Here is a 24,951-nt window from a genome sequence, read left to right on the forward strand (position 1 = left end):
AGTTACTCGTTATCATTTTTTGTGAATTGTATTAGATCACTGAGATTGGTCACTAAATAAGACCGCGGGATAAATCTCTACGACGAAAGGAAATTCGTATGACGCAAAATGTAGAAACGGAAAAACAACAAGGCAATAACTTTATTGAAAACCGTTCAATTGATTTTATTCCTGAAAATGAAAGGCATGGCAGCGTTTTTAGCCAATTTACATTATGGTTTGGTGCAAATCTTCAAATTACAGCTATCGTCACGGGTGCTTTAGCTGTTGTGCTTGGGGGAGATGTATTTTGGTCCATTATTGGATTAATTATCGGCCAAGCTTTTGGTGCAACGATTATGGCCTTACATGCGGCCCAAGGCCCTAAATTAGGCTTACCTCAAATGATTTCAAGCCGAGTTCAGTTTGGAGTATATGGGGCATGTATACCCATTATTCTGGTCTGTTTAATGTATATCGGTTTCACAGCCACAGGAACTGTTCTTTCTGGGCAAGCCATTGCCAAACTGTTGAACACCAGCAATCTTGTCGGTATTTTGATTTTCGCTGCAATTATTATCGTGTTGGCTACCGTCGGTTATAAGGTTATTCACTGGATCGGTAAACTTGCCAGTGTGTTAGGCATTATTACATTCATCATTATTTTTGCAAAAATCATGTTAATGGCTGACATCGCCAACCTATTTACTGTTAAACACTTCAACTGGTCTTCTTTTTTATTAGCAATTTCACTTTCTGCATCATGGCAAATTGCTTTCGGGCCATATGTTGCCGATTATTCTAGATATTTACCAAGTTCAACCTCTTCTTCCAAAGTTTTTTGGGCTGTTGCTGCAGGTTCGTTTATTGGTTCACAAATTTCGATGACACTAGGTGTATTTATTGCTCAAATTGCTCAAGGTAATTTTGTTGGAAATGAAGTTGCTTATGTGATTGGCTTAGGCAGTGTTGGCACGATAGCAGCAATTTTATACTTTTGTATTGCCTTTGGAAAACTTACAATTTCTACTTTAAATTCATATGGTTGCTTTATGTGCATTGCAACTATTTATAGTAGTTTTAAAGGCACACTAAACATCACTAAAACGCAAAGACTTCTTGCCGTTATCGGAATTGTGGCTGTTTCTACAATTATCGCTATTTTAGGTGAACATTCTTTTCTTAGTGCATTCAAATCATTTATTTTATTTCTTTTAACGTTCTTCATTCCTTGGAGCGCAATCAACCTTATTGATTATTATTTTATTTCGCATGAGAAATGCGATATTAAGGACCTTTCTGACCCTGATGGAAAGTACGGTCGCTGGAATATGGTCGGAATTGGTTGCTATGTTGCAGGTATTGTTTTCCAACTTCCTTTCATTGACTCAAAACTCTATACGGGAAGTATTGCGAAAATGCTAGGTAATGTAGATCTATCATGGATAGCAGGTCTTATTTTCACCGCAATTCTTTATTTTATCTGCGTTAAATTATTTCCAAAACAAGTGAAAATTTCACAGCCACAAACGTCAAATACTATCTCAAATAATTAATTTTACATTTCACACGGCCATTTCATTTGAAATGGCCTTTTTACGCGCAATGGATTGTTTACTATGAAATTAATGAAAATTACCCTGATATCATTCGGTGTCATGGTGTCCCAAACTCATGCCTCTAATTTTGAATTTGGTGACAAAGAAACGACAGCGGGTTCAATTAAATTATCGGGATTTTTACGTGCAAAAATTCAAGATAAAGATTACTCAAAAAATGACCATAGCTTAAAATTTGATACTGCTAAAATTAACCTCGATTATGAAAATCAGTTGATCAAAGGACATATGGAATATCGCTGTTATCAGTTCGATAAAATCTGTGATTTTTCGACATTAGTAGATGGTTGGCTTAGTTATGATTTCAATGAAAAATATGAAATTAAAGTCGGGGTACAAAGCCTTCCATTTGGTCCTTCACGATTTTGGGAGAGTAATTATTTCGGTGGTATTAATACCCAAGTTGGTATTGAAGACATTCATAATTTAGGTGTCAATTATCAATTTAAACCAAGTCAATCTACAAGCATAGAATTAGCTTACTTTCCAAAAGATGGTGGTAAATATCATGGATCAAATGGCGAAGCTGCACGATACACGGCTAATCTAATTAAATCTAATCAAGCTGAACATACAAATCTGCAAGAAAAAGATATGTGGGTATCACGGATTAACCAAGAAGTTGACCTATTTAATTCTGATCATCTTAAAACGTCATTTGGTGGGTCATATTGGTATTCTACAATTGAAAATAAAAATTTAAATCTCGATGGAAATCGTAAAGCATGGAGTTTATTTAGCCAAGTTAGCTACGATGATTTGAAGCTTATGATTACAGCTGGCAAAAACGACATTAACTCTAAAGATACGGTTTATCCAAATCAATCAACCTATGGTTCTTTTGATGATAAATATATGGTCGCAAATGAAGGTAATTTTTATACTATAGACTTAAGCTATACCTTCAAAGATGTGTATAAAGGTCTAAATATATTGCCGTATGCGATGTATAGCACCTATTCTAAAGGATATAGTGATGCCAATAATTCAACTCGAAGCGTAATTGGTTCATCTTTCGATTATAAAAATTTCAGTTTCGTTAGTGAATATATCATTGGAAAAAATGATCCTTTAGTTGGTGGAGGTTTCGATTCTCTTGCTGAAGGATCTGCAAACAAAAACAATAGATTATTAAATTTGTCTATATTGTATTTTTTTTAAACGATTCAATATTTTATAATCGGGCATAATTCATCAATTTTTTTAATTCTTACTGAGTAAAATAACGAGTTAGCTTATACATTTTATTTGGAATTAAATTTATTTAGGCTGTAAAGCTTTCATTTTAAAAATTGAACGAATAGTTATAACGTAAAAAAAAGAAGTAAGACATGATCTTACTGCTTTTTTTTAGTCATAACTTGGGCTTTGTTGCACAAAGATTTAAAAAGTTGAACTCCCTTAAGCAACTCAAATTTAAGTGTCAACTTGGGTATGTGGGCGACCTAGCTCCGTAAACTTATTTAAGACGGCCACACCTGCATGAACATCATTGACTTGGCTGTCAAAATTCCTTGAGCAAAGCTTATCGCTTAGTAACTTAATACAGTGCATCTTGGTCTCAGCCAAGCCTCGGCGACGATAGCCTGACCCTTTTCTCCATTGTGTTCTGCCTAAATGTTTAACTGTTCGAAGTAATTCATTCCTCTCCTGAGAATGTGCATTTGTATCTTTCCAAGATCTTGCATTTTTTCTGGGAGGAATCACTGCATGTGCTTGTCGATCTGCAATGGCTTGACGGCATTTTCCACTCACCTTCACCTAGAAACTTCAAACCAGTAGAATCCACGAGTAGATGCAATTCATTGCTACTTTTTTGATAGCTAATTGCAATATCAATATGCTTTTGTCTTCAACAAAGAGTCGTGTAATCTGGCACTACCCAATCTCATCCGCAAAGCTTAATCAGACTTTGGACAAAGCCGGTGACCATTCGCAAAGATAATTTAAATAGGGACTTAATCATTAAACAACATTAGATGGCTACGTCAGAATAAGTTTGATTTCGTCCCTATTTGCCTTGTTGGTGAGCATACCATTGAGTCGTAGGATCAAACCAAGTCGAGACATTTCCTCAATTTATTAATGCTCGATTATAATCGGACCAATTCGTTGTGAGGTAGATCTTAGGTATACGCTTCTTTATATGAAAATTATATCGCTAAAGAAGGCTTTAAGAATAGGTTTATGCAACAAAGCCTATTAGGATTATAAATTAACCCTGACGATTGCTGAATAGCCAAAATTATTTGTTGTATTTCTACATCATTAAATACATAACTCATCTTATTTTTTCCTTTGTTATAAATTGATCTGCAAAATAAATTGAATTGTTTAAAATTGGTTTGATATCAATGAAAACATACGTCCCAAATAAAAGGGTTATCGCACCATACTCTCGATGTAAGCGATAATTTCTTGTGGCTTGCGCTAGGCAAACCATTTCTTCATTCGGTATAGAAATATTTATTATGGTTTGAATGGGCGTTTCTTTATTTTTAGGTAAGTTATACCAAACAAGGTCTTGACATTGAAAACTATAATCTTTTCCAAATCCATCATAATTTTCATAAACAAATGTTATATCTGCTCTAATACGTCCATATTAAAAAAACTATTTTTTATATCTATATCTTTAAATACAACCTTTATCTCTGGATATTTTATCAAAGGTAAAATAATATATTTTCCAGTTGTATACTCTGATTTAAACAATCGCGCCCATCCATCACGGTATCTATATAATTTTCCTTTATACAATGCACCTTATTCTCTTAATGAAATACTAAGAATTAATGAATTTTTATGTGGAGGTAGTTTTTCTTGGAGAACGCGGACTGCCTAAAGCTCCACCATCCTGTAAATCAAAATCTTGAAACTGCTCTTTTACACTTATTATTTTTTTATTTTTATTATCCCATGAAAAAGCCTTAGTAAGTCCATTAATCACAAACTCATCATTTTTATTTAGTGTAAATCCAAAATAGTTAATCAAATTTTCATACGGCTTATTTCTTGCATCTTTTTCAAAATTAGGTTGCTCTTTTTCAATAAAATTTATAAATTTAAATAAATAAATAAATAAATAAATAAATAAAAATAATATCCGGATTCCGTTTTTAAATAGCCATCTTTTGGGAAAAAATTAAATTTCCTAAAGAATTCTTCTGCGTCTTTCCTTTTCTCTAAATTAGTTTTTCTATTTAACTCTAAATATTCCAATCTTTTTTTCAAGTGATTTAGAAATAAAAAAAAAGGTTCCTGATGTAAAGCTTATAAATGCAATTATTATCAATTTCCTCATTATGTCACCCAATTTTAAGTAACTATATAGGTCTTACTTTTTCAATATCACTAAACAATGAAAAAGTCTGATTTACATAGTTCACTACACCAGTTATTTGTTCCATGTAGTTCATCAACTCTGTCGTTCTCTCTGCTTTAATCAATTTTACTGTGCGTGTTGGATCAAACCCATCAAACTGGCAATAAAATAAAGGTTTCCCCTGTTTTAGAATGAGATTTTTTGATGTGTCATGCCATTCTAATGCCCACATCAATGGTCTAGGCCAAATGTGAATCGGAAAACGTCCACGAAAGATTGTGCCAAGTAAAGGTTTCTTACGGTAATGTCTGAAAGCATCGAGCTAAGTGATGTATACCACCTCATCCGCAATAAAACAATAAGGTAGTTTGAGCTCTAGGATTGGAACACTTAGGATTCACCATTCGTTCTCATTTACAAGTTTAGCAGTTCACGCAACTTATTGGCACGTACTGGGCAAGCATCACCCAATATCTTCGCAAAATCAGGCTTACATGTTATATCTCGATCAAATCTTAAATGAAAATCAAATGGACACTTAATTACAAAATAAAGATTTTCAAGCTGAACAACGGCTGCCTGACTTTGCATATTTTTGCTGCGATTAAGAATCGCATACGATAAGGTGGATCAAATAAAATTGAACCCTTATCAACTGTTAGCCCCCTAACTTAAAAGCGTCCTGTTTCTGTAATCTGTTTATTATAAAATTTATTTGTAATGCTTGAATAATTTTTCCTTTTCTATTTCATTAAATTTATAGCTCATCTTATTTTTTCCTTAACCACAAATTGATCAATAAAAATTATTGATTCTTCAAGAAGATTTTTCAGATTATTAAAATCATCTGTATTAATAGATAAACTTATTTTTCCATAACTTATATAAAGTCCATCATTAATACTACCATTAGATGCTGTACACCGTTTATTTATGGGTGATTTAATATTTAAAAATTGTTTTAGAGGCAATTTTTCTACTTGTGGAAGGGTCCAAATCATTTGATTACATTCAAAATGTGTAATTCACACCAAAATTATTTATATTTTCAAAAACAAAAGTTCTTCTTGGTTGGAGAGTATCTGTATTAATAAATCCATTTTCAAATTCTTTATCTTTTAATTCTACATTAATAGTAGGGTAATTAATTAATGGCTGAAGAATAAATTTTCCTCTTTCTTCTACTCCATCACTAGACAACTCCCCCCATGTCAAATTTCTTGTTTTTGTTAAATCTTCAGGTTTTTTTACTGAACTTAAATCAAATGAAACCCCAATCCTATTCAATAATATCTTATGATTTTTAAGTGTTTTTGTAAAGTTAATAGCATCATACTTTAAAAAATCACTTTCATTAATTAGGTTTTTTTCAAATACTTCAGTTACATTTTTAAATCCCTCTCCTTTTTTCCAATATAAATTCTTTCCAAAACTGATCAAAACACATTCATCTTTCTCACCTAGCTTAAATGAAAAATATCGATAAAATACTTGATATGGATTTTTTTTGCTTCATTCTCAAAGTTAGGTTCTTTTTCTTTTATAAAATTTATGAATTTAAATAATAGCCTGAATCTGTTTTTAAATATCAATCTTTTGGAAAATTGTTGCATTGATTAAAAAAATGGTTAATTTTATTTTTTTCTATTAATAAGATAATTCTTTTTTTTCGTTTCTTTCAGCTGCTTTTCAACTGATGATTGAGCTAAAAAATAGAGCAAGATTGTAGCTAAAATTATAATTATTAGTTCTATTTTCATGAATAATTCTCATTTTATTTTAATCATTTATTAGGTCTAATTTTTTTAAATTCATCAAATAATGAAAATTTATGTTTCACATAATAAAATCATAAAAAATGTAAATCAAGCCGTTTTACTTCTACTTCATCACCATACCACCAAACCGCCTTATCTTTGACTTGAAATGACATTTCTTCATCAATACCATAAAATTCTTTTGGAAATGGGCTACCATCCTCAAATCTACTGAATGTTACATTATTAACGAAAAGATCAAATGCCTGATGAAGGCATTGCGGGCATATAGGTAAGGAACGTAGAAAGCGCTTCAATTTATTTTGATAATATTCCCGATAAATAGGTCCACTATTTGGAATATTTGAATGATCTTCATTTAAAATAGGGTCATTCCGTCCTGTAATCCATACAATAGTATGGCAATTTGCACACTGTGCACCCAATGGTTCCGCTCTTTCATATTCGTTAATTCTGTATTGCAACCCATGTTGTTGATACCTTTTTAAATAATAAGGTATCACCGCAATCTCACTAGCTGCTACTTGATGTAAAACTCTCACTCCACTACTCCTTGTTTTTAAAATTTGTTTTCCAGCGCTGTTTTTTATTTTAGTTGGATCTTAGTAATCACCAAACAACGCTACTGCGCAGTTATTAGTTGAATAAGTATTATAAATAATGGGGCTGTACTACATTAGCACCTAAGCTTCTTAACTTTTTAAAATGTCAATTAAAAAGCTATATAGATATCTTTATATAGTGAAAGCCTTCCTATCCTAACAATTCCTGATACATTTCAACAAAACCTAAATTTAAGGCAGGCTAAAATAGTGGCATAAAAAAAGCCCCTGTATCACTACAGGGGCTTTTTGAATTTGGCGGAAGCGGTGAGATTCGAACTCACGGAGGACTCGCGCCCTCGTCGGTTTTCAAGACCGGTGCATTAAACCGCTCTGCCACGCTTCCATGGGCGCCATCATATAAATAAAATTCAATAATGGCAAATTATTTTGTGAAATTAAGTTTCAATTGAACAAAATAAAAGCAAAATATTATTTTTCCGATGATTGCGGCAAATCATAACGAATTGAATTGATATACCAAGATTTTTTACCCAATGGCGTCACGACTTCAACTTCATCATCCACTTGCTTGGAAAGTAATGCTCGAGCCATTGGTGAATCAATCGAAATATGCTGTGGATGATGATCATAAATTTCATCCACGCCAACGATTCTCAAAGTCTTCGCATCCCCTTCATCATTTTCAATTTCTACCCATGCGCCAAAATACACTTTGCCATCTTGCTCTGGTGAATAATCAATAATTCTAAGCTCTTCAAGCCGTTTCCCCAAATAGCGTACGCGTCGATCAATCTTGCGTAAGATTTGTTTATTGTATTGGTAATCCGCGTTCTCCGAACGATCGCCAAGACTCGCGGCCCAGTTCACTTTTTTGGTAATTTCAGGTCGTTCTTCATGCCATAAATGTTTTAATTCGGCGACCAATAAATCATGTCCACCACGGGTGATTAAGTTTGATTTCATGATGATTTTGAGGCTAATTCGATGACGTTTTGCCTACAATAAAAGCCTATTTTGTCCCCGATTTCTACACAGACAAAGTATATAAAATTTATTTCCAAACAAAATCATATATTTATGTTACATATTTTAATATTTTTTCGTACAAAATTTGACAAGCATTTTTTTGCTCTTTATTATGCGCACATCTTTTAAGATTGTTTAATTTTTATCCAGCGTAGATTTTTCTACATATTTCCCTGTCAAACCCTAGTCATTTTTGAATGACGTCATGACTGCCCAACCCTTATTGAATTTATCAAACTTGAGAAAGTCTGAGGCATGTTTGCCTTTGCATTTTTTGGGCATAAATTACTTGTAGCGGAGACAACATGCACAGTAGTTCAACTTCTGGGTCGAGGCTTTGCCTTAACTCTTTTAACACTCTCCCATTTAAAGCCCTTGCACTTTGTACTGTTCTGATTCCATTTCACAGTATCAATGCAAGCAAAACTACACAGCAATATGAAGCTGTGGTCAACAGCAGTAAACTCACTGTTGTATCCGTTGCCAATCCAGACATCGTCTTTCAGGATGGTAACTACTTACACGGTTTTGGTTATGATTTAGCACGTAACTATGCCGAAAGTTTAAATGTCCAACTCGACTTTAAAACGGTAAATGACAACGCGACTGCATTAAAAATGGTCGCTAAAGGTCAAGCCAATATGGCAATGACCACTGCAAGTTTAAACAGTATTGAAGCTAAAAAACTCACCGTTTTTTCTGCAAGCTGTGGTGATACCGTTTCTTTGTCAAAAAATGGTCTAAACAGTAATTTAAACTGGGTGTTCAAACACGCCGATGATCCACTCAGCCAAACGGCAAGTGGCTTTGTCTGTCGTGCCAAACAAAGTGGTGCTATCGGTCAGCTCGCTTCATTCTATAATCGTAATGTGGTGAAACAAGATTCGTGGAATACGATTCAGCGTGATTTAACTAACCGACTGCCGATTTATAAAGCAAGCTTTAAACGTACTGCACAGCAATATGATATCGACTGGCATTTACTTGCAGCCATTGGTTATCAAGAATCATATTTAAAGCCCGACTCAGTTTCACCGACAGGTGTACGCGGCATTATGATGTTGACTAACAGTACTGCAAAAGCCATGGGCGTAAGTAACCGTACCAATGCCACACAAAGCATTCAAGGCGGTGCAAAATACTATGACCAGATGTTGAATCGATATAACCACATCCCTGCCCCAGATCGTAATTGGTATGGATTAGTTGCATATAACATGGGACCGGGTGCAGTATCTCAGATTCAAAAGCAGATTAAGGCGCAAGGTAAAAACCCAGACAAATGGGTCAACTTGTATGCTTATTTAGATCGTAACAAAGCCAGCAATGGACGTTACCGTCAAGCGGTACAATATGTAACACGTATTCGTGCCTATTTAGAGCATATTAAAACTACGCCGCAATTGGTGAATATCTAATTCATTCAATCGTACAGCGCTTATTAAATGGCTTAGGTTTTATAACTTAAGCACAAAAAAAGCTTACCTTCGGGTAAGCTTTTTTTTATTCAGAAGACTTAAGCTGTTTGCTCAAGCACTTTCTTGAATAAATCTTTTTGTTCAGTACTTGGCTTAGCCGTTTGTAATGCCATCAATTGTGACATATCACCTTGCACTTTGATTTTGCCTGTCATAAATGCTTGCATCGCAGCAGCCATATCAAATTCAAGGAACACTTTACGTAAAGTTTCAGCATCCATATTCAATGTGGTTTTCGCATTTGAAGACAAACCTTTTTTAATTGCACCGCCATCTAATGACAATTCAGTATTGCCTGCTGCATCTGCAACAACAAGGTTAATCGCAAGATTTGCGAGTGCAGGTGGTAAATTTAGGTCACCAGCTTGAGCTGTCAAACTTTCTACAGTAGAAAACCAATCATCAGTTAAAAAAGCAGGCATGATCTTTCCTCAATTTATTTTGTTCGTTTGTGTTGCCGTTCCAGACAACATCAGTGCAAGCTAATCTTGCTTGTCGCTTGTTATAGCATGATCAATTGTGAAAAGGCTAAAGTTTTTTGTACGCACCGTTCAATATTTATCTAGATGATTACTCAATTAAAATATTATATAAAAAAAGGCATTCCATAGAATGCCTTTTGAGTGAAGAGCTTTTAAGCTTAATCTGCTGCAAAACCTAAGTTCACCATATTAATACGTTTACTTTCTGGCTCACCATCTTCAGTTGAACAACTTTCGCTATTTTTAAAGTCAAATTCGCGTTGCTCATCCAATGCTTCAAAATCGAATAAGTCACGGTCCGCCAATTGAGATGGAGACACATTCTGTAATGCACCAAAAATACTGTGTAAGCGTTTTGGAAATTCTTTGTCCCAACCACGTAGCATGTCGTTTAACATTGCACGTTGTAAGTTTTCCTGTGAACCACATAGGTTACATGGAATGATTGGGAACTTACGCATTTCTGCATATTTGATAATGTCTTTCTCTTCCACATAAGCCAATGGACGAATCAAGATATTCTTTTTGTCCGAAGACAACAATTTTGGTGGCATCGCTTTTAAGCTACCGCCATGGAACAAGTTTAAGAAAAAAGTTGCCAAAATATCGTCACGGTGATGACCGAGCGCTACTTTGGTTGCACCAATTTCTTGAGCAAAACCATATAAAGAACCACGACGTAAACGTGAACACACTGCGCAGTAGGTTTTCCCTTCTGGGGTTAAACGTTTCGTAATGCTGTAGGTATCTTTTTCTAAGATGTAATACGGGATTTTATTTTCTTCTAAATAACGTGGTAACACGTCTTCAGGGAAACCCGGTTGCTTTTGGTCAAGGTTGACCGCGACCACATCAAAATTGATCGGTGCAATGCGTTTAAACTGCAACAAAATATCCAGCAAAGTATAACTGTCTTTACCACCTGAAATACACACCATCACTTTGTCGCCCTCTTCGATCATTTTAAAATCACGAATAGCATGACCGACCTGACGGCGTAGTTTTTTCAATAGACGATAGTACGCAGAGCTAGTTGGTAGTTCTGGTTTGAAATTAAATCCTTGCTCGGACTCAACAGGCGAGAACATAGACGAGTTAAACCTAAAAAAAAATACCGCGCAATTTTAGCTGATTCGCAGCCTTCTCGCATCAAAAGAATGTAATTTAACTAAAAAGTAAAATTACGGTCATCATCACGTAATCACAGCCCCATTATTTTATACGGTCGAGTTCATTTTTTAAGCGAAACGCTTATCTTTTGGACTTTTCCACAGTTGTCCACAAAAGCTGTGGATAACTTTGTGGATTCTAAAAGGCTTGACAGGGTCTGCTGCCCTTATTTTAAGGCTTCTATTTAAATTGATCATTTTTTGATCAATTTATTATTTGTTAATTATCAATGGTTTAAATGTGTCAAGTTATGCTCGTTAAAAAAAAATAAATATTTTTTTTGATTATTGAATCATCAAAATGACTTGATTTTTACAAAGTAAAGAAGAAATCAGGGCTTGAAGCCTTTTCATCTGATTTTTTTTTGCTAAACTCTCTTTAACTGTTTGGGGACAGAATTTTTTCTTATTAATAAAATGAAAAACAATATTTGGACTTTGGGGCTTTATATTCTTGGAAGTGCAGCTGCATGTTTAGCTGTACCGTCGAGTTTTGCCGGTCAAACCATCTACCAACTTCGTGAAAGTAATGGCACGACATTATTGACCAATAAGCAAGGTCGCTATAGCAATTTAAAGGTTGAGAAAAAAACCTATTATCCCGACAGTAATATTCATAGCTATAGTAACTGGGGTTCAAATGAAGCCTCTGTGTTACCAAGTTATAGCCGTAATAAAAATGCCTTCGACACTATTATTAAGCAGGCTGCTGCACAACATGGTGTGTCTGAAGGCCTGATTAAAGCTGTCATGCATACCGAATCAGGTTTTAATACCAATGCTCGCTCTCCGGTCGGCGCACAAGGCTTAATGCAACTTATGCCTGCTACGGCCCGCCGCTTTAATGTTTCAAATGCTTATGATCCGCACCAAAACATTATGGCAGGAGCACGTTATTTATCCTGGTTGCTCAAACGCTTTAATGGTAATACCTCTTTAGCACTTGCCGGCTACAATGCTGGTGAAGGCAATGTGCAGAAATATGGTGGCATTCCTCCATTTCGTGAAACACAGGATTATGTACGTCGCGTCACCAGTCGTTATAGCAATCTCTATTCCGGTAGTTTAAGTGTTGCATCATCTAATAATTCTGCTGACTCATCCAGTGGGCGAATCATTGCTAGCTCTGACAATTATCATACTGCTGTGCCTACCTCTACAAAATCACAGCGTCAGATTATTCAAAGTTCTAACGGCAGCTTTACCGATGCACCTGCTGGCTCTTTTGCCACAGCAAACGCCACGGCTTCAGCCCATATTTATTTGAATGAATAATTTCACTCAATATGTAAATCTGTATCTGAAATATTAATTTTTCCTTGAAATTTTAAAACTTTCACCTCATATTGACTCTAATGATTTTCATTTATAAATCAGATCATTTTTTTATAATAAGAGGATTTCCCCAATGATGCGGATTGGTTTGTTCTTGCTAACCAACCTCGCGGTACTGGTTGTAGCTGGCATAATTTTGTCACTCTTCGGTGTCGGTAGTTACCATGGTGCAGGCGGCTTAAATCTAGGCAACTTGCTCGTAATCTGTTTTGTGTTCGGTATGGTGGGTTCAATGATCTCACTGTTCATGTCGAAATGGATGGCGAAGAAAACCACGGGTACAGAGCTGATTGACCCTAATGCACCACGTAACCAAGCAGAAGCATGGTTACTCAACGAAGTTGCGCAACTGGCACAACGTTCTGGTATTAACATGCCAGAAGTGGGTATTTTCCCATCGTACCAGTCAAATGCATTTGCAACAGGCTGGAACAAAAATGATGCTTTAGTGGCCGTTTCTACAGGCTTACTCGAGCGTATGAATAAAGATGAACTTCGTGCGGTACTTGCGCATGAAATCGGTCACGTTGCCAATGGCGACATGGTCACGCTTGCACTCGTTCAAGGTGTAGTCAACGCCTTTGTCATGTTCTTTGCACGTGTTGCAGGTGACTTTATTGACCGTAATGTCTTTGGTCGTGAAGATGGCGAAGCACCCGGTATCGCATATTTTGTGATTACCATTGTCTTAGATATCGTATTTGGTATCGCAGCGTCTGCCATTGTGATGTGGTTCTCGCGTTACCGTGAATATCGTGCCGATGAAGCAGGTGCACGTTTAGCCGGTAAACAAGCAATGATTAACGCACTATTACGTTTGCAAGCAGAATCTGAAATGCCAGATCAAATGCCAAAAGAGATGAAAGCATTTGCAATTGCGGAAGGTAAAGAACAAGGTTTCAGCTTGGCTGCTTTGTTCCAAACTCACCCAACAATTGAACAACGTGTAGCTGCGCTACAACAATTAGATTGCCCTTAATTTGCAACTAAATCGTTATATCGAAAAAGCCTCCTAAATGGAGGCTTTTTTGATCTGTACTGCTGAATATTTTACGCAAATTCAGATTTTATCTATTTTCACTGACCTGTATGCAACGCAATAGGCTACCGTTGATATCAATGATACAAAATTGGGAGATTTCCTCAAAATGCTGTATCTCGGTGATTCGAGCTGTAGGCCAATCCTGCCAATTCATCGTTGACCAATACTGATAATAGCGATGCAGATCTTGCACTCGAATACAGGCGCTATGCCATGAATCTTTAGGGTTCAAACTGGGATGATGAAAAAACTCCAACTGCATGCTCTGGCCTAAGCACATGATCATCCATTCAGAAGATTGATACTGTACACTGAACCCTAAATACTGGTAAAACTGCGCGGTTTCTGAAAAATCTATGGCAGGTAAGTTGGCAGTGATTTGCCCATCAAATTGCATACTTTTATCCTGCTGACATAGATTGATACCATTCCCAGACCAGTGTTCCCCCCATCCAAATGGCAAAAATAAAGATAATCAGGAAAATAAGTCCTAAAATATCAGGGAGATGAATCCAAATCCAAGCCACGACTGGATTACGCCACACTGCGGATTGCTGTTGTTTCTGCTCTAATTTTTCATGCAGAAACGGATGTACCACATGTTCATCAGTATGTATTTGGTATTCATCACGGATATGTGTATGCACGACATCTAGCGCCTTTCGGCTTGGACGGATAAACACATCAAAAATCGTACCAACAACAGGAACAAAACCAACCACAGCATCCATGACAGCCAGTTTCATCACACCATTGAGTTTGGATTGTGGGACACCAATTTGCTTGGCTTTATAAATGGCATAACACGTCAGTACGAAGCCTGCGATATCACCTGCCACAGGAATGGTACTGAGTGCTGCATCCGCACCAACCCCTTGTCGGGTAAATGGGATACGCACTACGGAGTCCATCATATTGGCAAATTTTGCAAGGTCACGCTCAAGACGTATGACTTCTTGTTTCGACATTTTTTGTTTTATTGGTTCAGCCATATTTTATCCAAGAGATATCTCGTAAATCACTGAGATTAAAACATATTAAAACGCTTCGATCTGTAGCAATATGCTAAGAATTAGAGATGCAATATCTGAGAAGCAATCATCAGATAAACTACTACTCCTGTTGCATCACAAATTGAGGTCACTAAAGGCGCTGAAGCACTGGCAGGATCAAGTTTTAATTTATTTAAAATAAAGGGCAAACTCATGCCAATTAAGCACCCCATTAAGACAATACCTAGCATACTCAAGGCTAAAACCAATGCCACCATAGCATCGCCACGGAAATAACCTAATATTGACACTGCAACGGCCATGGTTCCCCCTAGGCAAAGTGCCACCAAACTTTCCCGCCCCATTAATTTAAGCCAATCTTGCGCAGTCACATCACCAATCGCCATAGCCCGTACCATCAGGGTCGCAGATTGTGAACCTGCATTCCCACCGCTACCGACCAATAAAGGTAAGAAAAATACCAATACAATATGTGTGGAAATAATGTCCTCATAATAGGAAATGCCCAGTCCTGACAATAAGCTACCAAAGACTAAAACTACCAACCAAAACACCCGCTTTTGGTAGAGTCTTAATATTGGCGCATTTTTCAAACTCATGCCCGCTTCGGTTTGTACCGCACTGGCTTTTAAAAAGTCTTCGGTGGTTTCGGCTTGTACAACATCCATTGCATCATCATAGGTGACAATGCCCTTCAATGTACCCACATCATCAACAATAGGTAGTGCGATGAAATCATATTCACTGAGTTTTCTGGCAATACTTTCCTGATCTTCATTGACATCACCCACGACCAAATCTTGCGTCATGACTTGCTGAATGGTTGCATCCAATGGTGCTTGCAACATTTGTCTAAGAGAAATGACACCGATCAATTTTTGCATTTGATTAGTGATATAAATCAAATACAAGGTTTCACGGTCATGTGGTTGTAGACGTAAAGCATCAAGCGCTTGTTGCATGGTGAGTTCTGGTGCCAAGTTCACATAATCCGAACTCATAATGGCACCTGCAGACTCCTCTGCATAAGCAGCTAAGTGAGTTAAATGCTGCTGTGTATCATGATCAAGTTGTGGATAGAGTAAAGTTTGTTCTGACTGACTCAGGCTTTTATACAAGTCAGTTGCATCATCTGAATGCATATCTTGCAACAGCTCTATTTGCTGCTGCTTTGGAAAATACTCAATGAGTTCTTTTTGAAGTTGAAAGGGATAAAATTCAAAGACCAAACCCTGATGTTCTAAACGACTGAGTAATTCAACTTGCTGAGGAATCGTCAGTTGCTGAATCAAATGCGCTTGATTTGCGTAGTTTAAATGCTGAATAAGTGCGATAGCCTCATCAACATGCTGGTCTTGTAATTTTAAACTGATTGCAGTTTTCAAATGTTCTAAATCAGCCATATCACCCACGCTTATTACTTGTTATTTGTATTTCATAATTCATCTGCCATCTTGGCTGATTTTAAGGGTATTTTCAAACTATGTGCTCAAGCGCATTACACCCCATTCACTTTACCAAGGCCCGCGCAAAAAAGACCCTCACTTGGAGGGTCTTTCATTGTAAATTTGAGCAAGATGAACTCGGTATCGTTATTCTGTTTTAGCTTGTGATTTAAAAATAGAGCGAATCATCACATACATAAACGGAATAAAGATCAGCACCAAAACCGTACCAAAGATTACGCCGCCCAACACACTGACCCCAATTTCTTGACGACTGGCAGCACCTGCACCAAAGGCAACCACGAGTGGAATTACCCCGGCACCGAAGGCCAATGAGGTCATTAAAATTGGACGTAAGCGAAGTGCTGCCCCTTCCATAGCCGCATCAATAATTGACTTGCCTTTCTCTTGTGCCAAGGCTGCTAATTCGACAATCAAAATCGCATTCTTACATGACAAACCAATCGTGGTCAGCAAAGCAATTTGGAAATATATGTCATTTGGAAAACCAGTCAAATAACTGAAAATAATGTTCCCGCCAATGCCTAATGGAATCGCACTCATTACCGCAGTAGGAATACTCCAGCTTTCATACAATGCAGCCAAACACAGAAAAATAAAACCTATCGATACGAGGTAGAGCCAAATCGCTTGATTGCTGGATTTTTGCTCTTCAAATGACAAGCCACTCCATGCCACATCCACACCCGGCACCTGTGATACCAATGATTTAACATCGCGCATCGCCTGTCCAGTACTGACATTTTTAGCGGTATCAGCTTCCATTTGGAGTGCGGTATAGCCCATGAAACGGTTAACAACTTCTGGACCACCACTCCAACCAATGGTGGCAAAGTTACTAAAAGGAATCATTTCATTTTGGTCATTACGCACATGCCAATACGCCAAATCTTCAGGTTTAGAACGGAATTCAGCATCCCCTTGCATCATGACACGCTTAATGCGACCACGATCAATGAAGTCATTGATATAACTGCCGCCCCATGCACTTCCTAAAGTGCTATTGATTGCGTTTTGATTCAGTCCCATTGCCATGGCTTGCTTTTGATTAATATCAACTTTAAGTTCTGCTTTATCTGGGTTAGAGCGTTTATCGAGATTTTCAAAACTACTATATTGTGATGACTTCTCTTTTAAGACTTTAAATTGCTCATCTAAATAGCTGCGCCCTTCACCATTCATATCCCGTAGCCAAAACTCGAGACCATCGGTTTGCCCTAAACCATTGACAGATGAAGGCATGCTGACATTGATTTGTGCATTATTCATGCTCTTAAAATGCTTCAAGGCACGTTCACGTATCGCTTGTGCAGAATTTTCTTTGCCTTTGCGCTCATCCCAATGTTTGAGTGCAATAAAGCCTTGTCCTAAATTCTGACCTCTGCCTGAAAAATTACGACCATAGCGCAGCATCACCAAATCAACATTGTCTTTTTCTTCAGTCAAGAAGTATTGTCGAACCTGCTCACCAACTTCACGGCTTTTCGACATCGGTGCGCCTTCTTGCAATTTCAACTGCACACTTAAAATACCCTGATCTTCACTCGGAATAAAACTCGTTGGCAATGCGCGGTAGAACAATGCAAAAACCATGATTAACCCAGCAAACAGCAGCAAAGTCCATAAACGATGATGCACCGTCATTTGGGTTAATTTCAGATAGTGGTGTTTTAAACGATCAAGTTTGGCATTAAACCAATTGGCCCATTTTGCAGGCTGTGGATTAGGTTTTAAAATTAAGGCACATAAGGCAGGCGTTAATATCAATGCAACCATTAGTGACAAGCCCATGGCTGCCACTAAAGTAATGGAAAATTGGCGGTAAATCACACCAGTCGATCCACCAAAGAAAGCCATTGGAATAAACACCGCAGTTAAGACCAAGGTAATACCGACCAATGCTCCACTGATCTCTTGCATGGAATCAATCGCAGCTTGTTTGGCTGTGAGTTTTTGCTCATGCATCAAACGTTCGACGTTTTCAACCACCACGATGGCATCGTCAACCAATAAACCAATCGCCAAAACCAAAGCAAACAAGGTCAATGTATTAATGGTCATGCCTAAGGCATATAAAATGGCTAAAGTTCCTAGAATCACCACAGGGACTGTAATTGCAGGAATTAAGGTGGCCCGCCAGTTTTGCAAGAAAATAAACATGACCAAGACAACTAGAAGTACCGCCTCAAACAGCGTTTTCACAACTTCTTTAATGGATTCTTGGACAAATGGGGTGTTATCTCGGGGATAAACAATTTTATAGCCCGCAGGTAATTGTTTCGATAACAGTTCAACTTCTTGCTTAATCAGCGCTGAAGTGGCTAAAGCATTTGCACCTGATGCCAAGGAAATCCCCATCCCAGATGATGGATATCCATTGATGGTGTTTACCCCAGAATAATTTTCAGCCCCGAGTTCAATCCTCGCTACATCTTTTAAATAGACAAAACTGCCATCTCGAGTTGATTTCACAATAATGTTTTGAAATTCTTCAACCGTTTTTAAGCGAGAACCAGACGTGACTTTGGCATTTAGATACTGATCTTTAACCACAGGTAAATCGCCCACTGCGCCTGCTGCAACTTGGGTATTTTGTGATTCAATTGCGCTACGAATATCGCTTGGCATTAAGCTATATTGTTTAAGTTTTAATGGATTCAGCCAAATACGCATGGCAAATTGTGAACCAAAGACATCGACTTCACCAATCCCCTCAATCCGCGCAATGTCTTGTTCTAGATGCGTCATCATATAGTCGCCAAGTTCAATATTTGAACTTTTGCCTGTTTCATCATACAGACCGATGACCATGTGGGTATCGCCAAGAGACTTAAAGACATTAACACCTTGACGCTGTACATCTTCAGGTAAACGATTGATTACACCATTAATGGCATTTTGAACTTGTACCTGTGCTGTATCAGGGTCAGTACCATTTTCAAAACTGATACTGATTCGGCTACGTCCAGAAGAATCACTACTCGAACTAAAATACAGCAAATGATCAATACCCTTAATTTGCTGTTCGAGCACTTGCGTAACACTTTCTTCTACTGTCTCCGCAGATGCGCCACTGTAACTTGCGCTTACGGTAATCCTCGGAGGTGCAATATCCGGATAACGTTCAACAGGTAAATTTAAGACCGCAAAAAGACCGACCGCCATCACAATAATGGCCAGTACGCCTGCAAAAATAGGTCGATGAATAAAAAACTTAGACAGCATCAGTCCGTGTCACTTATCAGTTAAATAAATTAAAAAAATGATATCTCGTAGAGATCAAAAAATCATTTTTTGATGATTGATCACAATATCGATGAACACAAGCCCATACTACATAAAAACGCTCGATCTCCATAAATATGGAGAAAATATGTAGGCTTTTTTCTTGGCATTATTTTAGTAAATTTATGTGACAAAACGGATTCTGTCATTAATTTTTAGTGACACAAATGCAGTGTATGCCGTGCTACTCAGACATTTAAATAACAAGTATCGAGGCAAACATACACAAACAATGAGTACAAGACATTTTAAATGAAAGTACAAACAAAGCTTTCCACAAAAATAAAAAATTGGGTCATCATCATTGTGCCGTCATGGCCCGCTTTCGACTCACAGGCATTGTGCTAACAGGTTGTAATTCAGATGATGATCACATTCAAATAAGTTAACCGCCGACTCTACCAGATAGCATTTTTATCATTATTGGGCACCCTGGTGCGAGTGCATTAAGACCTGAACACACCTTGGCATCGTACCCAAAAACGATGGATGATGGTGCTGACTTTATTGAGCCCGACCTCGTCCCAACCAAAGATTGCTATTTAGTTGCGTGATATGAAAGCGAAATTAGTGCTACATCTAACATCAGCACTTTAACGCAATTCGCTAACCGCAAAACCACAAAGAAAATTGATGGAATTGAATATACAGATCGGTTTACCGAAGACTTTAACTTAAATAAACTCACCTAAAATGTGAAAACACAAGAACGCATTCCAAGAAGAGCTTAAAGCACGCTTAAATTATTCAACTATTAGATAATCCAACTGCCATTCCCAACGATCTATAAGCACAACCAGAACCCAAAACTTTTGCCAGTTTAGCGACTGCTGAAGGTCTAAAAAATGTAGCAAGTTATGCAGATGGTTTGGGTCCAAGCAAAACTTATATTTTTTCTAACACGAAGTTTAAGTAGACCAATTTCGTTCAAGACGCACATGCAGCAGGGTTAAAGTCCACCCTTATACGCTACGTCCTGAAAATGGCTTTTTACCCAATTATTTAAAATGTACATCAGTCTCAACCGAACGTTGTGATAGTGGTGCAATTCAAGAATTTCAAATTTTTTATAAAACTTGTGTAAATGACATCTTTGCGGATGATCCCTCACTTGCGAGAAGTACGTTGGATCAAATCAAAAAACCATAAATTCAACTTCATAAAAAAGACGCCAAGGCGTCTTTTTTAGCGAACATAATTTCATTTTCGATTATAGCGGTTGTGCTAAATATTCTGCGGTGGTGGGAACTTTTGCAGGTACTGAAAGAGGATTTTGAGCATTGTTTGGTGCCGAAATTGTTGGCGTTGAATGTATTGTCTGGGCTGGATCAACACTCACATTTGAAACTTCTGCTACCACAGATGTCGAAGTCGATGTTGTAGCATTGGTTAAAGTCGGCACAACTGAAGTTGCTGAAACAACGCCTACATTTTGTGCAATATTCGTTGCTACTGTTCCAACTGGTGTTGGTAGAGCTGGAGCAACTGGTACTACAACGCTTGATGGAGCAGCTGTGGTGGTTGGGGTGTTGTTTAATGGCTCACTTACTGGCTTAACAACTTGCTCAATAACAGATGCAGCCATCGTCATTGGAACTGAAACTATTACAGGTGTTTGAACTGGAGCAGTTACAGGAGTTTGTATCGCTGTTGCTGGTTGAACAACATTGATAGCAGGCGTAATAGCGATTACTGGAGTATGAGATGTCACTGTAGCGGTTGCTAAAACGGGTACAACTGGGGCTTGAGCGACTGCTGGAATAACGCTTGGCGCCAAGTTGATTGGATTCCAACGGAAGTGTCCCTCACTCATTTCACTAATTTTGCCAATACCAGGGAATGCCAAATGAGCAAATGCAACAAAACTTTGTTCCTGAGCAAAGCGTTTGAAAATTGCGATGCGTGTTTCACTCGCTTGAATTGGATCAACATCAAAATCAACAGAAAGCTTTGGCTGTTCAAATTGCAAATGATGTGAATGTACGACATCCCCTAAAATTGCAAAACTTTTGCCTTGTGATTTGATGAGATATGAATAATGACCTGGCGTGTGCCCTACACTTGCAAGAACTTCAATACCATTAATGACCGAACCCTGACTAAACGTCTTAAAACTTCTTAAAGTTTGATAAGGTGCAACAGCGGCTTTAATTTTATTCACGGTATCGAGAAAGCCTTGGCGTTTTTCTTCTGGCAAGCTTGTGACAGTTGTATCACCTAACCAATAGGCATTTTCAAGTTCATTCACATACACCGTTGCATTTGGAAAAACTGCTTTCCCGTCTTTACTCATTCCACATGCATGATCAGGATGTAAATGGGTTAAGAATACTGTGCGTATACGATTTAACTTATAGCCTGCAGCTTCAATATTCTGTGCAATCGAGCCTAAATTAGCACCAAAACAGCTTGCAGCACCACTGTCAATTAAGCTAATTCCACCTTGACCATCATCAATTAAATACGCATTTACACTAGTTTGAATACCTTTAGTTTGGTCTACAGATAGCTGAGTAAATAAAGCACTACGCTCTTCTGGACTTATATTTTTACTAAATAAAGATGGGCTTAGCTCAAGCGATCCATCTCGAAGTGCCACAACTTTATATTGCCCTACTTGAAAATCAAAATAACCAAGAGGTTGAGCAGCATTGATTTTAACTTCCGTCTGAACACTTACAGGTTCTGCAAATAATAAATGGCTAGAGAAAATACCTGCCGCAAATACGGCAAAACTTATATTTTTCATGGTCGACCTATATGACTCTTATTCTGTAACAGCAATGAAGCGAGTACTTCAAATAACTAAAATGTGAAACCTTCGCATTGTGCCTGAAATCCATCCAAATTTTAAGCACAAATACAAATATACCAAGTGTGAATTAGAATGCGTCAGCTATTACTAGTCTCAATGATCATTTAAGGATGAATTTTAAATAAACTCGGACTGTGCAAGAAAACTTTAAGGTAGCCATGCTATATTTTCGCCAGTTTTTAAATCTATACGTCTGTACAGTGTTATGAGTGATATTTCCCCATTTAAAGGTAAATCTGGAATTAAACGAATTCTAAATGCTACTCAATATTCGATTGCAGGTTTTAAATCTGCATTTGTAAATGAAGCTGCATTTCGACAAATTGTATTAATTAATGTGGTGTTGATTCCTACCAGTTTTTTCCTCAATGTCACTGCATTTGAGCAAGCGCTCATGGTTGCGGTGTGTTTACTTGCGTTAATTGTGGAATTATTTAATTCCGCAATTGAAGCAGTGGTCGATCGTATTTCACTAGAACGTCATGAACTTTCAAAAAATGCCAAAGATATGGGCAGCGCAGCACAATTTGTTTCGCTGAGTATTATTTTCTTTGTTTGGCTCATTATTTTAGTGCGTTAACTTGATTTAATAGTTTTAATTCCCCTTCACTTTAAATCTTCACAAATTTTAAAAGCATCAATATTGATGCATTTTTTATTGCCTAAATTTTCCCATAAAAAAACCCAGCTTTCGCTGGGTTTTTCGAATCAGTTCAGTGCTTAGTGAGCAGCAAATTGGTTCATTGTGTTTTTAGCATCATCATGCGCTTTAAGAGCGTTGTCACCAGAGAAGATTTCTTTGTGATCATCACCGATGTCAGAACCAGCCATTGCTTGGTGTTTAACACAAGAGATTGTACCGCGGATCTCTTTACGTTGAACGCCAGCTACATAAGCAAGCATACCTTGGTCGCCGAAGTAACCTTGAGCAAGCTCGTGAGTAGAAAGCGCAGCTGTGTGGTAAGTCGGAAGTGTAATCAAGTGATGGAACACGCCCGCTTCACGAGAAGCATCTGCTTGGAATGTACGTACTTTTTCGTCAGCATCAGCAGCTAATTCAGTTGCATCGTACTCAGCGCTCATTAGTTTAGCGCGGTCGTAAGCAGAAACGTCTTTACCTTCAGCAACCCAACGGTCGTAAGACTGTTGACGGAAGTTTAAAGTCCAGTTGAAAGATGGAGAGTTGTTATAAACAAGCTTCGCATTTGGAACTGTTTCTTTAACACGGTTAACCATGTGAGCGATTTCTTCTACGTTTGGAGTCGCAGTTTCGATCCAAAGAAGGTCAGCGCCGTTTTGAAGGCTAGATACACAGTCAAGTACAACACGGTCAATTTGAGTGTCTGGACGGAATTGGTACAAGCCAGAAGCAAGACGTTTTGGACGGTGAAGTTTACCATCACGTTTGATTAGGATTTCGTCTTCTTGAGCATCAGCGATGTCAATTTCAACTGTGTCTAAGAAACCGATGTATTGAGAAGCGATGTCGCCTGGCTCTTTAACCACTGGGATTTTTTGAGTCAAGTCAGCGCCTTCAGAGTCAGTACGCGCAACGATGATACCGTCGTCAAGACCCATTTCTAAGAATGCATAACGAAGTGCATGGATTTTAGAGATGAAATCTTCGTGTGGAACTGTAACTTTACCAGCTTGGTGACCACATTGTTTAGCATCAGATACTTGGTTTTCGATTTGTAGTGCACAAGCACCAGCTTCAATCATTTTCTTAGCAAGTAAGTAAGTCGCTTCTTCGTTACCGAAACCAGCGTCGATGTCAGCAATAATTGGCACAACGTGAGTTTGGAAACCGTCGATTTGAGCAGTGATTTCAGCTGCTTTAGCAGTATCACCAGCTTCGTTTGCTTTTTTAAGCGCACGGAACAAATCGTTTAATTCTTTCGCATCAGCTTGGCGAAGGAAAGTGTAAATTTCTTCGATCAATGCAGGTACTGAAGTTTTTTCGTGCATAGATTGGTCAGGAAGTGGACCGAATTCTGAACGAAGTGCAGCAACCATCCAACCTGAAAGGTAGATGTAACGACGGTCAGTAGTACCGAAGTATTTTTTGTTCGCAATCATTTTTTGTTGTGCGATGAAACCGTGCCAGCAACCCAAAGACTGAGTGTATTGGCTAGAGTCAGCATCATAAGCTGCCATATCACGACGCATAATCGCAGCTGTGTATTTAGCAATGTCTAAACCAGTTTTGAAACGGTTTTGCATTTGCATACGTGCAGCATCTTCAGGAGAGATGTCCGCCCAAGTGTTGCCGAATTTTGCTTTTAATTCGCGGATTGCATCAATCGCTGTTTGGTATGTAGTCATGATATGTTCCTGTAATAATATTAGGATTTTTCTGCAACGTAAGGCTAAAATCATACCCTCTAATGATTGTTCAGATTTAGAACGCTTCGTTGCGATAGATACAGAGTAGATTGACTAAAAAAATTAATCCAATATCCTGCATTAATTTTCGGTATTTATTTAAAAAATATGTAGATTAAAGTCGTATTATAATTATTGATCAATATAAATAAGTCATTATTTTTAAATATATTTTTCAATTCCAAAAC

The 24,951-nt window shown here is 37.7% G+C and carries 19 protein-coding genes, 1 tRNA gene and 2 pseudogenes; 7 read left to right on the plus strand and 15 right to left on the minus strand.

The features are described from left to right. Positions 1 to 98 precede the first annotated feature (98 nt). Both B9T33_RS13125 and B9T33_RS13130 read left to right on the plus strand, forming a co-directional pair. Entirely contained in the window at positions 99 to 1,535 is a 1,437-nt protein-coding gene (locus tag B9T33_RS13125; RefSeq protein ID WP_086179356.1) for a purine-cytosine permease family protein, read from the plus strand. Positions 1,536 to 1,598: 63 nt separating this feature from the next. After that, on the plus strand, positions 1,599 to 2,759 hold the full coding sequence (locus B9T33_RS13130; RefSeq protein WP_228145828.1) for a hypothetical protein: 1,161 nt from the start codon (positions 1,599 to 1,601) through the stop codon (positions 2,757 to 2,759). A gap of 255 nt (positions 2,760 to 3,014) precedes the next feature. Here the strand turns inward: B9T33_RS13130 and B9T33_RS13135 are convergent. From B9T33_RS13135 to greB, 7 genes and pseudogenes are all read right to left on the minus strand, one after another. Continuing rightward, a pseudogene (locus B9T33_RS13135) lies at positions 3,015 to 3,744 on the minus strand (IS5 family transposase). Between the two features lie 657 nt (positions 3,745 to 4,401). After that, positions 4,402 to 4,593, minus strand: a complete 192-nt coding sequence (locus tag B9T33_RS13140) for a hypothetical protein (RefSeq protein WP_086179357.1) — start codon at positions 4,591 to 4,593, stop codon at positions 4,402 to 4,404. Between the two features lie 331 nt (positions 4,594 to 4,924). Next, the gene (locus tag B9T33_RS16605; protein ID WP_228145832.1) at positions 4,925 to 5,155 is read right to left on the minus strand and encodes a hypothetical protein; all 231 of its coding nucleotides are present in this window, start codon (positions 5,153 to 5,155) and stop codon (positions 4,925 to 4,927) included. 779 nt (positions 5,156 to 5,934) lie between these two features. Continuing rightward, the gene (locus tag B9T33_RS13155; RefSeq protein ID WP_086179359.1) at positions 5,935 to 6,363 is read right to left on the minus strand and encodes a hypothetical protein; all 429 of its coding nucleotides are present in this window, start codon (positions 6,361 to 6,363) and stop codon (positions 5,935 to 5,937) included. A 409-nt stretch (positions 6,364 to 6,772) separates the two neighbouring features. Then, complete coding sequence (locus B9T33_RS13160) at positions 6,773 to 7,243, minus strand: hypothetical protein (protein ID WP_086179360.1); 471 nt, start codon at positions 7,241 to 7,243, stop codon at positions 6,773 to 6,775. A gap of 316 nt (positions 7,244 to 7,559) precedes the next feature. Beyond that, positions 7,560 to 7,649: transfer RNA gene (locus B9T33_RS13165), tRNA-Ser, on the minus strand. A gap of 86 nt (positions 7,650 to 7,735) precedes the next feature. After that, positions 7,736 to 8,230, minus strand: coding sequence for a transcription elongation factor GreB (gene greB, locus B9T33_RS13170; protein WP_086179361.1), 495 nt, complete (start codon positions 8,228 to 8,230; stop codon positions 7,736 to 7,738). Between the two features lie 368 nt (positions 8,231 to 8,598). On the opposite strand from greB, the gene B9T33_RS13180 reads away from it, so the two are divergent. Continuing rightward, on the plus strand, positions 8,599 to 9,711 hold the full coding sequence (locus B9T33_RS13180; protein WP_086179362.1) for a transglycosylase SLT domain-containing protein: 1,113 nt from the start codon (positions 8,599 to 8,601) through the stop codon (positions 9,709 to 9,711). Between the two features lie 98 nt (positions 9,712 to 9,809). Here B9T33_RS13180 and B9T33_RS13185 read toward each other — a convergent pair whose 3' ends face one another. Beyond that, positions 9,810 to 10,193, minus strand: a complete 384-nt coding sequence (locus tag B9T33_RS13185; protein ID WP_086179363.1) for an SCP2 sterol-binding domain-containing protein — start codon at positions 10,191 to 10,193, stop codon at positions 9,810 to 9,812. A gap of 218 nt (positions 10,194 to 10,411) precedes the next feature. Continuing rightward, a complete protein-coding gene (gene ttcA / locus B9T33_RS13190) occupies positions 10,412 to 11,341 on the minus strand; it encodes a tRNA 2-thiocytidine(32) synthetase TtcA (RefSeq protein WP_086179364.1) in 930 nt (309 codons plus the stop codon). Between the two features lie 498 nt (positions 11,342 to 11,839). Here ttcA and B9T33_RS13195 point away from each other — a divergent pair, with 498 nt between their 5' ends. Continuing rightward, complete coding sequence (locus tag B9T33_RS13195; RefSeq protein WP_086179365.1) at positions 11,840 to 12,697, plus strand: lytic transglycosylase domain-containing protein; 858 nt, start codon at positions 11,840 to 11,842, stop codon at positions 12,695 to 12,697. A 133-nt stretch (positions 12,698 to 12,830) separates the two neighbouring features. Further along, positions 12,831 to 13,736 carry a protease HtpX gene (gene htpX, locus B9T33_RS13200; RefSeq protein ID WP_086179366.1) on the plus strand — a complete coding sequence of 302 codons (906 nt, stop codon included), beginning with the start codon at positions 12,831 to 12,833 and terminating at the stop codon, positions 13,734 to 13,736. An 88-nt stretch (positions 13,737 to 13,824) separates the two neighbouring features. Here htpX and B9T33_RS13205 read toward each other — a convergent pair whose 3' ends face one another. From B9T33_RS13205 to B9T33_RS13220, 4 genes are all read right to left on the minus strand, one after another. Beyond that, entirely contained in the window at positions 13,825 to 14,196 is a 372-nt protein-coding gene (locus tag B9T33_RS13205) for a hypothetical protein (RefSeq protein ID WP_086179367.1), read from the minus strand. A gap of 4 nt (positions 14,197 to 14,200) precedes the next feature. Next, a complete protein-coding gene (locus tag B9T33_RS13210; RefSeq protein ID WP_086179368.1) occupies positions 14,201 to 14,791 on the minus strand; it encodes a DUF4112 domain-containing protein in 591 nt (196 codons plus the stop codon). 80 nt (positions 14,792 to 14,871) lie between these two features. After that, on the minus strand, positions 14,872 to 16,215 hold the full coding sequence (gene mgtE, locus B9T33_RS13215; RefSeq protein WP_086179369.1) for a magnesium transporter: 1,344 nt from the start codon (positions 16,213 to 16,215) through the stop codon (positions 14,872 to 14,874). 189 nt (positions 16,216 to 16,404) lie between these two features. Next, complete coding sequence (locus B9T33_RS13220) at positions 16,405 to 19,503, minus strand: multidrug efflux RND transporter permease subunit (RefSeq protein ID WP_086179370.1); 3,099 nt, start codon at positions 19,501 to 19,503, stop codon at positions 16,405 to 16,407. Between the two features lie 374 nt (positions 19,504 to 19,877). Between B9T33_RS13220 and B9T33_RS13225 the strand changes: the two are divergent. Further along, positions 19,878 to 20,712: pseudogene (locus B9T33_RS13225) on the plus strand (glycerophosphodiester phosphodiesterase family protein). Between the two features lie 61 nt (positions 20,713 to 20,773). Here B9T33_RS13225 and B9T33_RS13230 read toward each other — a convergent pair. Further along, positions 20,774 to 22,312, minus strand: coding sequence for an MBL fold metallo-hydrolase (locus B9T33_RS13230; RefSeq protein ID WP_213033201.1), 1,539 nt, complete (start codon positions 22,310 to 22,312; stop codon positions 20,774 to 20,776). Positions 22,313 to 22,583: 271 nt separating this feature from the next. Here B9T33_RS13230 and B9T33_RS13235 point away from each other — a divergent pair, with 271 nt between their 5' ends. After that, positions 22,584 to 22,958: a diacylglycerol kinase gene (locus tag B9T33_RS13235; protein ID WP_086179371.1), complete on the plus strand. Its 375-nt coding sequence runs from the start codon at positions 22,584 to 22,586 to the stop codon at positions 22,956 to 22,958. A gap of 140 nt (positions 22,959 to 23,098) precedes the next feature. On the opposite strand, the gene B9T33_RS13240 is transcribed toward B9T33_RS13235, so the two are convergent. Further along, on the minus strand, positions 23,099 to 24,703 hold the full coding sequence (locus tag B9T33_RS13240) for an isocitrate lyase (RefSeq protein ID WP_086179372.1): 1,605 nt from the start codon (positions 24,701 to 24,703) through the stop codon (positions 23,099 to 23,101). Positions 24,704 to 24,951: the final 248 nt, after the last annotated feature.

Origin of the sequence: Acinetobacter sp. ANC 5054 (assembly GCF_002135295.1) — a bacterium.
GTDB lineage: Bacteria > Pseudomonadota > Gammaproteobacteria > Pseudomonadales > Moraxellaceae > Acinetobacter.